The organism is Leeuwenhoekiella nanhaiensis, from assembly GCF_002744755.1.
GTDB lineage: Bacteria > Bacteroidota > Bacteroidia > Flavobacteriales > Flavobacteriaceae > Leeuwenhoekiella > Leeuwenhoekiella nanhaiensis.
On the sequence record NZ_KZ319288.1, the window covers coordinates 244,020 to 257,938 of the forward strand.

Annotated in this window: 12 protein-coding genes; all 12 read left to right on the plus strand. The window is 45.1% G+C overall.

All coding sequences use genetic code 11. The annotated features are described in order from the left end of the window. The first annotated feature begins 213 nt into the window (after positions 1-213). The 12 genes from CJ305_RS04795 to CJ305_RS04845 all read left to right on the plus strand — a co-directional run bounded on the left by CJ305_RS04795 (position 214) and on the right by CJ305_RS04845 (position 13,908). Entirely contained in the window at positions 214-813 is a 600-nt protein-coding gene (locus CJ305_RS04795) for a Pvc16 family protein (protein ID WP_099645113.1), read from the plus strand. Further along, entirely contained in the window at positions 813-1,664 is an 852-nt protein-coding gene (locus tag CJ305_RS04800; protein WP_099645114.1) for a hypothetical protein, read from the plus strand. Before CJ305_RS04795 ends, CJ305_RS04800 begins: the two co-directional genes overlap by 1 nt. A gap of 11 nt (positions 1,665-1,675) precedes the next feature. Further along, positions 1,676-3,643, plus strand: coding sequence for a phage tail sheath C-terminal domain-containing protein (locus CJ305_RS04805; protein WP_099645115.1), 1,968 nt, complete (start codon positions 1,676-1,678; stop codon positions 3,641-3,643). Between the two features lie 42 nt (positions 3,644-3,685). Next, positions 3,686-4,123 (plus strand): phage tail protein, encoded by a 438-nt coding sequence (locus CJ305_RS04810; RefSeq protein WP_099645116.1) that lies wholly within the window; start codon positions 3,686-3,688, stop codon positions 4,121-4,123. Continuing rightward, a complete protein-coding gene (locus tag CJ305_RS04815; protein ID WP_099645117.1) occupies positions 4,123-4,554 on the plus strand; it encodes a phage tail protein in 432 nt (143 codons plus the stop codon). The genes CJ305_RS04810 and CJ305_RS04815 overlap by 1 nt, the downstream gene beginning before the upstream one ends. 3 nt (positions 4,555-4,557) lie before the next feature. Beyond that, positions 4,558-4,719, plus strand: a complete 162-nt coding sequence (locus CJ305_RS19425) for a DUF5908 family protein (protein ID WP_189319388.1) — start codon at positions 4,558-4,560, stop codon at positions 4,717-4,719. After that, positions 4,720-5,406: a CIS tube protein gene (locus CJ305_RS04820; RefSeq protein WP_099645118.1), complete on the plus strand. Its 687-nt coding sequence runs from the start codon at positions 4,720-4,722 to the stop codon at positions 5,404-5,406. Positions 5,407-5,439: 33 nt separating this feature from the next. After that, positions 5,440-7,188: a type VI secretion system tip protein VgrG gene (vgrG, locus tag CJ305_RS04825; RefSeq protein ID WP_099645119.1), complete on the plus strand. Its 1,749-nt coding sequence runs from the start codon at positions 5,440-5,442 to the stop codon at positions 7,186-7,188. Positions 7,189-7,192: 4 nt separating this feature from the next. Then, positions 7,193-7,489, plus strand: a complete 297-nt coding sequence (locus CJ305_RS04830) for a PAAR domain-containing protein (RefSeq protein WP_099645120.1) — start codon at positions 7,193-7,195, stop codon at positions 7,487-7,489. 79 nt (positions 7,490-7,568) lie between these two features. After that, positions 7,569-7,997, plus strand: coding sequence for a GPW/gp25 family protein (locus CJ305_RS04835; protein ID WP_223248798.1), 429 nt, complete (start codon positions 7,569-7,571; stop codon positions 7,995-7,997). A 5-nt stretch (positions 7,998-8,002) separates the two neighbouring features. Beyond that, positions 8,003-11,182 (plus strand): baseplate J/gp47 family protein, encoded by a 3,180-nt coding sequence (locus tag CJ305_RS04840; protein WP_099645122.1) that lies wholly within the window; start codon positions 8,003-8,005, stop codon positions 11,180-11,182. Next, positions 11,176-13,908: a hypothetical protein gene (locus tag CJ305_RS04845; protein WP_099645123.1), complete on the plus strand. Its 2,733-nt coding sequence runs from the start codon at positions 11,176-11,178 to the stop codon at positions 13,906-13,908. The genes CJ305_RS04840 and CJ305_RS04845 overlap by 7 nt, the downstream gene beginning before the upstream one ends. The last annotated feature ends 11 nt before the right edge of the window (positions 13,909-13,919 follow it).

Consider the following 13,919-nt stretch of genomic DNA (forward strand, 5'->3'; position numbering starts at 1 on the left):
TTCTAATTTTTTAATTACAGTTTCTAAAGTACCGTTTTAAACCACATCCTACTGCCTCTGGATGCGAAATAGGGGGAAATACCCCCAACCGATAAGGATATACCACTTTTGAAAAACAGGGAAATCAGATACTGAATTTCAGGGTTTTACAGCCTCTCTCCTTCTGCTATCCTGAATACATTTGAGGAAGACAAAAAAACCACTCTCCAAAATATGCTTTACGAAGCCCTTGAAATACTACGGGAACAACTGGCAAATTATCTAAATGATAGCGGCCTGGGTAGCGATAAGGTAGCGCTAGACGCTATTGCGCATTTTATAGACAATCCCAATAAAGACAATGAGGCTTTAGATAATAAGGTGATTCTCTCCTTGCTGAGTCTTCAGGAAGAAACCAGCCTCAAGAACCAGCGCAATATGAGATTCCAAAACGGAAATCCGGTTTACACCAACAATCCGGTTAATGTACACGCTTATATTCTTTTTACCTGCAACCGCAGTGATTATGCATTTTCACTGCGATCTTTAGCTGCGATCATTGCATTCTTTCAGGGAAAAAACATCTTTAACCATAAGAATACCGTGTTTTCACGCAATACCCAGGTGATGCGTGATGTAACCGAATTCTACTTTACGCTAGATCTCTATACGCCCACTTTTGAAGAGCTCAACTACATCTGGAGTATGCACGGTGGTAAGGCTTACCCGGCAGCTCTTTACAAACTGAATTTATTGAGCCTCGAGCGCGAACACAGTCTTAAGGAGGGTGCACCACTTACTCAGGTACAAACGCAGTATAAACACATCAACTAATGAGCTCTACAGCCACATACAGAATGTTAGCAGAAATACAGGTTTATCACCGGTATTTTCTGGATGATGGCGAGACCGTTTTTGATCACAATCCTGCGCTTAAAACTGCCCGACTTAAAAAGTACGACTGGTCTCAGTTTGCATTTGCTAGTCCAACATCAGCCACCAGACACAAGTTGGTTAACCACAGGCTTTTTGTTAAAAACACTGCAACTGGTTTTAAAATTTTTATTGAGGCCCTTGCACAAAATCCCAATGCAACCAGTTACAGACCCCTTATTGATTTAGATGAAAATCTTCAACTTCATTTTATAATTAAAATAACAGATCCTGTCTTTTTTAATTACAGCGATCTGGATGATGTTAGCCGGTATCCATTGCTATTTCGAAATTATAATGACTTATTCGATCCTTCATTACCGCTTATCAATACCCATTCTGAAACAAGAGAGGCCGGAGATTTTACCATAAGCGAAGACCTGCAAGAACACCTGTTTGAAAACAATCCGAGTGATCGCTTAAATCAGTCTAAAGTTTTAGTTTCCCTGAAAATGCGCGGTGCAGGTAACGGTCACCATCTTATATTGGCCAATGGTAATCTTCCGCAGGAAACACCGGTTTTCAATATTCGGTTTGATAACCGGAGAACCATCTGGAACTATTACTCAGGGCTGGACAAAAGTCTAATTCACACCACCGATCCTGATACGAAGCCACTCACTCAAAATGGAATTATTGAGGTTAGTCAGGGTAACACCGATTATCCTTCGGCATCTCCACAAAATATTATTTGGGAGCGTGACTCTGTTGGCAATCTACTAAAAACATATTCTAAAATCTATATTAACTAAATACACTAATTATGGCATCTGCATACAAAACACCGGGGGTCTATGTCGAAGAAATTTCCATCTTCCCTCCTTCCGTTGCTCAGGTCGAGACTGCGATTCCGGCTTTTATTGGGTACACCAATATGGCAAAAGACCGTAACGGGAAGTCACTCGATGACACTCCTCAAAAAATAACTTCAATGCTTGAGTTTGTCTCCCATTTTGGCGGAGCACCGAAGATTTTAGTCAATTCGGTTACCCTTAACAACCTCAATCAGGTTACCGACCTCAAGCTGGAGGACAACTACTACCTCTATGAGGCTATGAGACTTTTTTATGCAAACGGTGGCGGTAAATGTTATGTGGTTAGTGTGGGTAAATCAGACGGAGTAAACATTACCCTTACAGCTCTAAAGAAAGGCCTTGATGCCATTGCAAAAGTTGATGAACCTACCCTGCTGGTAGCGCCTGATGCCTGTTTAATGGGACAGAGTGACATGAATAGCTTTTATCAGGCAATGCTCGCGCAGTGCGGAAAACTTGGCGATCGTTTCGCTATTCTTGATCTGCAAAATGATCCTGCTCTAAGCCTTGATGACGAAATTCAAAATTTTAGAAACGGTATTGGAATGAACAACCTGAAATACGGTGCAGCCTATACCCCCTGGCTTAAAGCAAACCTGCCCCGTGAGGTAAGCTATGCCAGTCTTAAAGGAAAAATAAGCCGTAACGGAGCTTCGGTAAATCTTGCCGATCTTATTGACGATGCCGGTGCCAAAGCTCTGGCAGATCAACTCGACAAACTCGTAACTGACCAGGCGACTATTGATGTTCAGCTCACCGCACTTGCTGATGGGACTAACTCTGCTGATGCCCGGTACGAAAGTCTGGTGACCGCTCTCAAGCAGGATACCACCAAAGGCAAATTCCAGGATTTATTAAACTTTTATATCGAAGGTATTGACTTCGTTCGCGATACTCTGGAAATTGGCACAAGCAATTTTGCCCTGACGCACACCGCCGCTACACCACCTAATGAAGCTTTACTAACACACCTTAAAGCTCAATTAGATGATAGTGTAAACAGCGGTTCAATAAATACGGTTATCGCAGCCATACAGCAAATGAAAGCCGACTTTGAAGATGAATTTTCAACCACTTTAGCGCTGAATGCATCTGTTACCGGTTTGGATTATGCTACGGGAACAGCAAACGGAACCTACTTTAATGGTGCAGCTAATCAGGCAGCAGGGATCACCGCTCACCTCTCGGCTATAGTCGCGCTCTATTCCGAAATCAAATCGGCTATAGATTATATCAGAACCACGGTTACCAGTTATGTAAGCATTTATGAAAACTCTGCCGTTGAAAGTATTCCCGCACTTAAAACGATAAAGAATGCTATTGCAAGTGAATATCTGACTCTTCCGCCCAGTGCTGCAATGGCAGGTGTTTACTCACGTATTGACGCAAACCGCGGGGTATGGAAAGCTCCCGCGAATACTTCGCTTAACAGTGTGGTGGGTGTTACCGAACTCATAGATCACGATCAACAAAAGGACATCAATGTAGATGTGGTCGCGGGTAAAAGTATCAATGCAATCCGTCCCTTTACCGGTAAAGGCATTATGGTGTGGGGTGCCCGCACGCTGGCCGGTAACGACAACGAATGGCGTTATATCTCGGTACGTCGCTTTTTCAATATGGTTGAAGAATCGGTTAAAAAGGCCACAGAGCAATTTGTTTTTGAAGCCAACGATGCTAACACCTGGGTAAAAGTGCGTGCGATGATTGAAAACTTTCTCAATCTGCAATGGCGGGCAGGAGCGCTTGCCGGTGCCAAACCCGATGACGCCTTCTTTGTACGCGTAGGTCTGGGCGAAACGATGACCGCCGAAGATATTCTAAACGGGGTTATGAACATTGAGATCGGGATGGCGGTAGTAAGACCGGCAGAATTCATCATTCTTAAGTTTTCGCACAAAATGCAGGAGTCTTAGAATTTTCAAGCTTTAAAAAATCAATAACTAAAAACAGATAAGATGGCAGCTACATATCCATTAGTAAAATTTCATTTCCTGGTAGATTGGGGAGGTACAAACGTAGGCTTTACCGAGGTTTCAGGTCTTGATATTGAAACCGAACTCATCGAATACCGCCAGGGAGCGAGCCCGGAGTACAGTAAAATCAAAATGCCGGGAATGCAGAAATACAGCAATATTACGCTTAAACGCGGCACCTTTCTGGCTGATAATGAATACTACGCCTGGTGGAATACCGTCAAACTCAATACCATTGAACGACGCGATATCACCATCAGCCTGCTCAACGAGGAGCACGCTCCCGTTGTGGTTTGGAAAGTCAAAAACGCGTTCCCCATCAAGGTTCAGTCAACAGACCTAAAAGGTGATGCCAATGAAGTCGCTATTGAATCTATGGAAATCGCACACGAAGGTCTAACCATTCAAAACGGAAGTTAATGGCAACTTACTATCCGCCGGTTGGTTTTCACTTTAAGGTTGAATTTGGAGTCACGCAAGACAGTGAGTTTGAGTTTCAATCGGTAAGCGGGCTTTCGGTAGATATTGAGACCGAAGAGTTTGCCGAAGGTGGTGAAAATCGCTTTAAGCATAAGTTGCCGGTGCGTACTAAGTTCCCCAATCTGGTTCTCAAGCGCGGGCTTGTCACAGACTCTGATTTGATTGCCTGGTGTCGGGACGCGATTGAAGATTTTCAGTTTAAACCTACCGGGGTGATGGTCAAATTGCTAAACGAAGAGCATCAGCCTTTGAAAACCTGGAATGTGGTTCACGCCTACCCGGTTAAATGGAGCGTAAGCGACTTTAATGCCGAAGAGAACAGTCTGGTGATAGAAACCATTGAGCTCGCCTACAACTATTTTAAAAGTTAAGCCATGCCCATAGCCATTAAAGAACTACATATCAAAATCAATGTGAGTGATGATGCGCAAAGTACCGCTTCAGCCTCACGTTCACCGGCAGACAAGAAAGATGCGATTATTCAGGCTTGTTTAGAGCAGGTAGCGCATATCGAAAAACGTAAAAACGAACGCTAAATGACAACCGGAGCACACGATAAATTAAAGATTTCGGCTTACAAAGATCCTGAGTTTACAGAAAAGGTGGGCGACGGGCAATTTACCACGCTGCTCAATCCGGAGAAATACGTGCTCAATTACCAGATTGAGTACAAGGAAGAGCAGGCTTCGGGCAGTAGCGCCACGGCACCCGTTTTTGATAAAATCGCGCCTAAAGAGCTGGATCTGGAGTTTCTCTTTGACCGCACCGGCATCATCGCCCACGACGATCAGGGTAGCGATCAGGGTATCATTGATGATATTAAGCTGTTTAAAAAGGTGGTTTTTGACTATGCCGGTGAAGAGCATAAACCCTACTACCTGGAGATACGCTGGGGTAACCTCATCTTTAAGTGTGTGATGCTCAATATGAGTATTGAGTTTAAACTATTCAGCCCTGATGGCACACCATTACGGGCAGTCATTAAAGCTAAGTTTAAAGAAACTGTTGACGAAGAATTACGTTTGGCTCAGGAAAACAGCAGTTCGCCAGACCTCACCCATATGCGTACCGTAGCAGATGGTGATACGCTTCCGCTGATGACCTACAGAATATACGGCGACAGCAAGTATTATCTGGAAGTCGCCCGGGTAAACGGAATCACCAACTTTAGAAAACTAACAACCGGACAGCAGTTATTTTTTCCGCCTCTGGCGAAAGCATAACACGTCTGAAGATCAAAAACTAACTAGTAATCTATGAATACTTCCCGAAGCATAGCAACCGCACAAAATCCCGATTTGGTTACCACTACCCTTTTGGTAAATGGCGAGCAGCTCTCTGCGGCTTATGCGGTAAAATCCATATTGGTCAACCGGGAAGTCAACCGCATACCCTATGCCCAACTCATCATTCTGGATGGAGAAGCCGCCAGTCAGGAATTTGAGCTGAGCAACACCGATTTGTTTATTCCAGGCAGTGAAATTGAAATCAAAGCCGGTTACCACAGTGACGAAGAATCTATTTTCAAGGGAATTGTCATCAGCCACGGGATTAAAATTCGCGATGCTGCTTCGGCACTCATCGTAGAATGCAAAGATCCTGCGGTTAAAATGACCGTGGGCACTAAAAGCGCTTATTTCTACGAAAGCAGTGACAGCGATATTATTGAACAACTCGTTGCAAACTACAGCGGTCTTTCTGCGGATGTGGAAGCTACAAACGTGACTCATAAAGAGCTCGTACAGTACCAGACTTCAGACTGGGATTTCCTGATGCTGCGGGCTCAGGCAAATGGAAAACTGGGTTTTGTAGAAAATGGAAACATTCAGATCAAAGAACCCAATCTTTCTCAGGAGCCGGTAGAAACCGTGGCTTATGGCGCTACCATGCTTGCTTTTGACGGTGAGATCGATGCCCGTGACCAACTCAAAAAAATTACCGCCTACAGCTGGAATGCCGGTGATCAGGAGCTCATAGAGACCGAAGCCGCAGATGCTAACGTCAACCTAAACGGAAATCTTTCTAAAAGCGAACTTTCAGAAATAATCAATCTCGAAAATCTGACACTTAAGCACGGGGGACAGTTAAACACTGATCAACTGCAACAGTGGGCTGATGCCAAAGCTAAAATACAGGAACTCGCCCGCAATCGCGGTAGAGTGCGGTTTATTGGGATTCCACAGGTAAAGCCTGATACCATTATAAAACTGGAAGGCGTAGGCAACCGGTTTAATGGCAACGCCTACATCACCGGCGTACGTCACGAGATCGCAGACGGTACCTGGACGGTTGATGCGCAGTTTGGTCTGGAGCCTAAATGGTTTAGCGAAACCTATAACGTAAACTCTCAACCCGCAGCAGGACTCGTCGCAGCGGTACAGGGCCTGCAAACCGGTATTGTAACTCAGCTGGAAGAAGATCCGGAGGGTGAAGACCGTATTCTAGTCAACATCCCCATCATTGATGCGACTTCAGAAGGAATCTGGGCACGGGTTGCCACACTTGATGCCGGAGACAGCCGAGGAAGCTTTTTCAGACCTGAAGTAGGCGACGAAGTGATTGTAGGCTTTATTAATAATGATCCCAACTATGCGGTGGTTTTGGGCGGTGTGAACAGCAGCAGCAAACCGGCACCGCTAGCCGCATCAGACGACAATCACGAAAAAGGTTTTGTGACCCGCAGCGGGATAAAATTGCTTTTCAATGACGAAAAATCTTCCGTCACTATCGAAACTCCGGCCGGTCGCATCGTAGTGATAGACGATGATGCAGAAGAAATCAAAATAGATGATGCCGGGGCCAACAGCATCATTCTCAATACAGACGGAATCGAGATCAGCAGCAGTGCCGATATCAACATCAAGGCCTCCGGCGATCTCAATCTGGAAGGAACTAACGTAAACATCAAAGCCAATGCAGAATTTAAAGCGGAAGGTGGCGCGGGAGCAGAACTCTCTACCAGCGCTGTTGCCGTGCTTAAAGGCTCTTTGGTACAAATAAATTAGAAGTATGCCACCAGCAGCACGTATTAACGATATGCACGTTTGCCCACAGGTAATTCCCGGCCCAACGCCTGTACCCCACGTAGGCGGACCCATTTTACCTCCGGGAGCACCCACTGTGCTCATAGGAAGCCTACCGGCTGCTCGCGTGGGAGATATGGCGGTCTGTACCGGTCCGCCAGATAGTGTCATCGCGGGCTCTGCAACAGTATTGATTGAAGGAATGCCGGCAGCACGTATGGGTGACTCCACAGCGCACGGCGGGACGATAATGGCAGGTGACCCCACAGTTTTAATAGGATAACCGCAGGTTGATAACCTGTTTGGCTATTTAAAATTTAAAGAAAGTATAAGCAAGCTTAGAGATATTAGATCTTTTTGCGATGTCAATAGAAAATACAATGAAAGACAATCTGGCATTTTTAGGTACAGGATGGGCATTTCCCCCGCACTTTGATAAAGAGTCGGGGAAAGCGAAAATGACCTCGGGTGTAGAAGACATCAATGCCAGCCTGCATATTTTATTGAGCACCAAACTGGGTGAGCGCGTGATGCTGCCCAAATACGGCTGTGCGATGCAGGATTTGATTTTTGAATCCCTTGATCTCTCAACGCGCACCTATATCGAAGAACGTATACGCACCGCGATTCTGTACCACGAGAAACGTATTGATCTGCTGGGTGTGAGTTATGACCGCAGCCGCGAACTGGAAGGTGAAGTACGCCTGCTTATAGAATACAACATCAGGCAAACCAATGCTCGGGGCAATATGGTTTACCCCTTCTACAAGGAAGAAGGTTTTAATAACTAGAAACGATGGCAAAAAAATGCGACACCAGCTTTTTAACCGGGCGTGCAGGCACTTCACAGGCCGCGCGCTGGGCATCTGCACTCAATCCGGAGTCTTTTGAACTGCAGGATCTGGATGTGGTGGAATGGTTACAGCTGGCTCGTGATTTTGCCGTTCATATTCAGTATTACCCAATTGACAATCCGGATGAGCCTAAAGGCAACTGGGAAAATTTCTTCCCTAAAGGCGATCTTGATACCCTCAAAAACTTTTTGGCCGAAGCCCAATTAGAACAAAACCTGGAACCACATCTAACGCTTTTTGTGTGTTTTCTGAAACTCATGGAGTTTTCGCGGAAGCGTTTCAACCGATTGACAAGCAGACATCTGGAGTTTTATTATGCTGAAATTTTACAGATTCCCCGTAAAAAGGCCCAACCCGATCAGGTACACCTCTTATTTGAATTAGCTAAGAATTTTACCGAAGCTGCGGTATTTAAGGGAAGTTTAGTAGATGCCAAAAAGGACGCGCTTAACAAACCCAGACAGTACGCCACAACCGCCGACCTTATCGTCAATAAAGCAAAGGTTGAAAGCTTAAAGAGTATCTACCACGACCCTGCGCTAAACGTGATAAAGGTTGCAGAAAGCACCAATACCCTTGACGGTGTTGAAAAGCCATTAAAGGAGAATAAATCCTGGTGGCCCTTTGGCTATCCTGAGACCTATGATAAGCGTCCGCCTTTAGCAAATGCTTCTTTAGGTCTTGCCATTAGCGCCCCGCTGCTTCAGCTGCAGGAAGGTAACCGAAACATCGCAGTACGTTGCACGGTGGCAGAACTCAATGATTTGGATTTTTCGCTCTTGCGAAACCACGCAAAAATCTATCTCACGGGTGAAAAAGGCTGGTTAGGTCCTTTTAAGCTGCGCGAAAATGCTTCAGACAACCTTCCGGGAACCGGTGTGCTTTCTTTGTCTAACCCGGCGGTTTTCAATCTGGCATTCACCATTCCGCAGGAAGAAAAAGCGGTCATCTCATACAATCCTGAGCTGCACGGCCCGGACTTTGAAACTGCCCATCCGCTCCTAAAACTGATGATTGACCACGATACTGCCGAGGCTTATGAGGTAGCACAAAGTCTGAGCAAACTGCAACTCATTAGTTTAAAACTGGAAGTAGAAGTTACCGGTATCACAAGCTTAAAGCTGGAAAACGATCTGGGTGCAATTAATACTAAAAAGCCCTTTCTACCATTTGGTCCCAGACCTTATAAGCGCTCCCATTTTAAAATTGACTATCCCGAACTTTTTAGCAAACGCTGGTCAGCGATCGGTTTGCAGTTGAGCTGGCTTAATCTGCCTGAAAGCTTCCGGAACCATTATGAAGCCTATCGCAGTGCATCCAACGGCTACATCAGCAGCAACTTACAATACCTGAACATCCTTTACGATTTTGAAGAGTTGAAAGTCGAAAAATCAGCTGTCAGAGATTTACGCGAGCTCCGGGATGGTGTTGAAGCTTCGGGAATAGAAAAGCAGCTCACAGAAAATGTTCAGCAGAAATCGTATAGCTTAAAAAACCTCATCGTTAACGATGCTTCCCATTTCAGCGTGAACCTCAGTTTAGATAATGATGAAACTGCCGTTTTAGACCCCGCTTCTGCCCCATTATTTGCTGAGGAAGAAGGTAAAACACTTGAAGAATCGAGCCTCGTGGTCAACACGGCTGCTGCACAGGGTCAAAAACCGGGTAGCGGTCCGCTGGAGCTGAGCCTCAACAACTCCTTTTACCACAGTCTGTATCCGCGTTTGTACACCCTTGCAATCACCAGCACCGAAAATGACGTGGTGATACCCAACGAGCCCTACACTCCTTTTGTTGAGCAACTGAGTCTCTCATATCTCGCGGCTCAGGAAATCAGTTTTGTAAGCGGAAACGTCACGACAACTCCTGATGTCGAAGCCATTGAGCTTTATCACATACATCCCTTCGGAACTGTAGCAACCCAAAGTCTATTTCCATCTTACGATAAAGGTGGAAGGCTTTACATAGGTCTTAAAAATGCCGTTGCAGGTCAAAACATCAGTATGCTTATACAGCTTCTGGAAGGAACTGAAAACACTTCAAAACCCGGTTTTGCGCTTAACGAGGGTATTTCGTGGTCCGTTTTAAGCGGAAATGAATGGCTGCCACTTCCTGAAACTTCTATTCTGGAGGATAATACTAGCAATTTCCTAAAAACCGGTATTGTGCGTATTGCGATTCCGGCCGAAGCGACAACCCGGCATCAGCTCATGCCAACGGGGCTACTTTGGTTGCAGGCGCAAACGATTAAAGATTATGATGTGGTTTGCCGCTTTCTCGACGTGCGGGCTCAGGCAGTCCTGGCTCAATTTACAGACCGCGATAACGCACTTGATCATTTGGAAAACGGACTTGAAGCCGGTACTATTTCAAAACTGATAAACCGGGAAGCAGCAATTAAAAAGGTAGAGCAGCCTTACTCCAGTTTTGGCGGAAGCCCGAAAGAAAACGACGCTGCCTACTACCGCAGAGTGAGTGAACGCCTGCGTCATAAAGACCGCGCAGTAAGTCTGTGGGATTATGAGCATCTGGTATTGGAGCATTTTAAAGAAGTCTATAAAGTGAAATGCCTTAACCATACCTGTGGTAATCGCTTTAGCGCTGCGGGTAAGGTTACTGTGGTTGTTATCCCGGATATCATCAATCAAAATGTGTTCGACATTTTTGAGCCCCGCGTGAGCGCCGCAAAACTCAAAGCTATTCAGGAGTTTTTAATCGCCCGCACCTCTTTCTTTGTAATTCCGCAGGTGATCAACCCCGAATATGAAGCGGTGCATATTGCGCTTAAAGCCCGAATCAAACAAGGGATGGACGAAAATTACTACCTCAAACGTCTGGAAGAAGATCTTAAGAAATTTCTTTCGCCCTGGGCCTATTCCGAGACAGCGAAAATCGTTTTTAGCGTAGAACTGCGTCAACATACGCTGGTCAACTACATCGAGGAGCTTGATTATGTGGATTTTATTACTGATTTGATCATCACGCATCAGGGGGTCGAAAAGAAACGGGTAAAACCTTCTAATCCCAAAGCCATATTGGTTTCTGCCAAAACACACAGCGTAACGCGCGCACCACAGTATTGCGCTGCCAATACCTCAAATTCCATTGATAGTCTATGTTAAGTTTTAATGAACATATCAGCATACCTAAAGACGCCAACAGTCGCGATGATCTGGATTTTGAGTTCTTAAGACAACAGGGCATCGCCTATATCGAAAAGCTCGCGGGTAGCCTGTGGACTGACTTTAACAGCCACGATCCCGGCATTACCATACTCGAGGTGCTCTCCTATGCCATTACCGATCTGGCCAATCGGCTCAACCTGCCGATGGCCGACCTGCTCACAGACGGAGATTCGGGTTTTAACGCTCAGTTTCACGAGGCACACGAGATTTTAAGCACGAAGCCGGTTACGCATCTCGATTACCGTAAGATTTTTATCGATATGCCGGGTATTCGCAATGCCTGGTTGCAACGCCACGAGAAAAAGGTATTCGTAAACTGCAAAGACAAACTGCTGAATTATGATTCATTCCTGGAGAAAGAAGGCTTTGAATATTTACAACAAAAAGACGAAAAGCATTTTTACCTGAATGGTCTATACACGTTGCTGCTCGATCTGGAAGAAGGCATAAAGCTGGAAACTATTGAAGAAGCGGTACGTGCTAAATACCACGAAAACCGAAACCTCTGTGAAGATCTGATTGAAATCAAAGAAGTCGAAAAGCATTCCGTGAAAATATGTGCCGAAATCGAATTGCATCCTAAAGCTGATGAAGATGCCGTAAAAGCGCAAATCCTGCTTGCGGTTGAAGACTATTTTACACCGGAGATCACCCCAAAAACATTGGGCGAACTTACAGCTTCGGGTAAATCACCTCTCGAAATATTCAATGGTCCACAGCTTGAAAACGGTTTTCTGGACGACGATGAGGTGATCAAAGCGACTTTAAAAACCGAAGTGCGTCAATCTGATCTTATCAATATCATTATGGATCTTGATGGCGTCGAAAACATCAGGGACATCAGCATAGGTGCCTGTAACGATCAGACTCCTGACGGCAGCAACTGGGTATTCTGTATCGATCCCGGTAAAAAACCGGTAGTGTGTGACAAGAGTTCGTGGAGCTTTTTTAAAGGCTTTATTCCGCTGAATATTGATGAGCAACGGGTCAATCAGTTTAAGATCGAACTTTTAGAGAATCGTGCTGCCGATCTTGAAGCAATTGCAGCAGCTCCTAAAAGCTTGAAATTGCCTAACGGAAACAGCTATAAGCTCGGTGAAACTACCAGCATACAAAATGACTTCCCGGAGGTTTACGGCATTGGTCCCTACGGGCTTAAGTCTACCGCAACCGAGGCTGAGCGGGCTCAGGCCAAACAACTTAAGGCCTATCTGCTGTTCTTTGATCAGATTTTAGCAAACTACTTCAAACACCTAGAAGAAGTGGGCACTTTATTTTCGGTTACCGGGAAATCCCGCAATCATTATTTTGCTCAGGCAGTAAATGATTTGAAAGGTCGCGACAAACTTTTTGAAGGTCCGGATACCAGTTTCGATCCTAACGATGATGAAGAGCTTACTGCACACTTCTACCCCAATTTTGAAGACCGAAACCTAAAAAAGCGCAATGAAGTTCTCGATCATCTATTGGCACGCTTTGCCGAAAACTTCGGGGACTACGCCTTTTTAATGCGAAAAATCTACGGGGAATTTGCTGAAGAAGCGATTATCAGTACTAAAGAACGTTTTCTGAAGGAATATGCCACAAGCGGTAGCGCACGTGCTTTGAGTTTCAATTATTTCAATCAGAAACCTAAAAATTTATGGGATACCCCTAATATTTCGGCCCTGCAAAAACGCCTGTATCTGTTGCTGGGCATTACAGATATCAACCGCAGAAATCTGTCTGAAGATTATATCGAGATTTATGAAGAAAAGGACACCGATGACATTTTAGAATACCGCTGGCGTATAAAAGACGGTTCTAAAACCATATTGTCTTCGGCTACCAAGCATTATGAAAATCTGGAGCAATTGCATCAGGAATTGATACTGGTGAAACGCTATGCTCAGGATCCAGACAACTTTATAATTAAAGAAACCAGGCCTAAAGATCCCAATAAGACACCGGGGTTTTATTTCGTATTGGTCAACCCTAATGAAGAGCCGGGTTCTGAAGCCTACATCATTGCACGACGCATTTCGACCTTTAAGACCAAAGAAAATGCAACGAAAGCCAAAATAGCCGTGCTTAATTTCATCAATTCGCTTAAAGGCAATGAAGGCATGTACCTCATAGAGCATATTTTGCTCAGACCCGATGTAAATCTGGAAACTACAAATACCAAAACCTTTTTACCCATTTGTGCAGATGCCTGTGAGGCGGATAGCTGCGAATCTATTGATCCCTATAGCTTTAGAGTAAGTATCGTGCTCCCGGGTTGGACCGAGCGTTTTAGCAACATCGACTTTAGACGCTTTGTTGAAGACCTGATACGCCGCGAATTACCGGCGCACATTGTTGCCAAAATCTGCTGGATTGGTTACGCCAAAAATTATACCGATGAAGCGGGTAATCCACCTGAAGAAAATGAGATGGTGATTCTTGAAGAAGCCTACAAAGCCTGGCTGCTCAGCCGTACTTCAAATGAACAGGCTCAGGACGAGACCGCTTTGATCAATCTGAACAAGGCCATAAGCAGTTTACATACCATCTATCATCAGGGCAGACTGCACCGCTGCAGACCCAAAGATCAGAACCAGACGCCTGAGAGCGCAGAAACCAAAGAGAATCAAACGAACCGAAATGTCATATTGGGAAGAACCAATCTTGGCAAACTCTAAAAACAACGTAT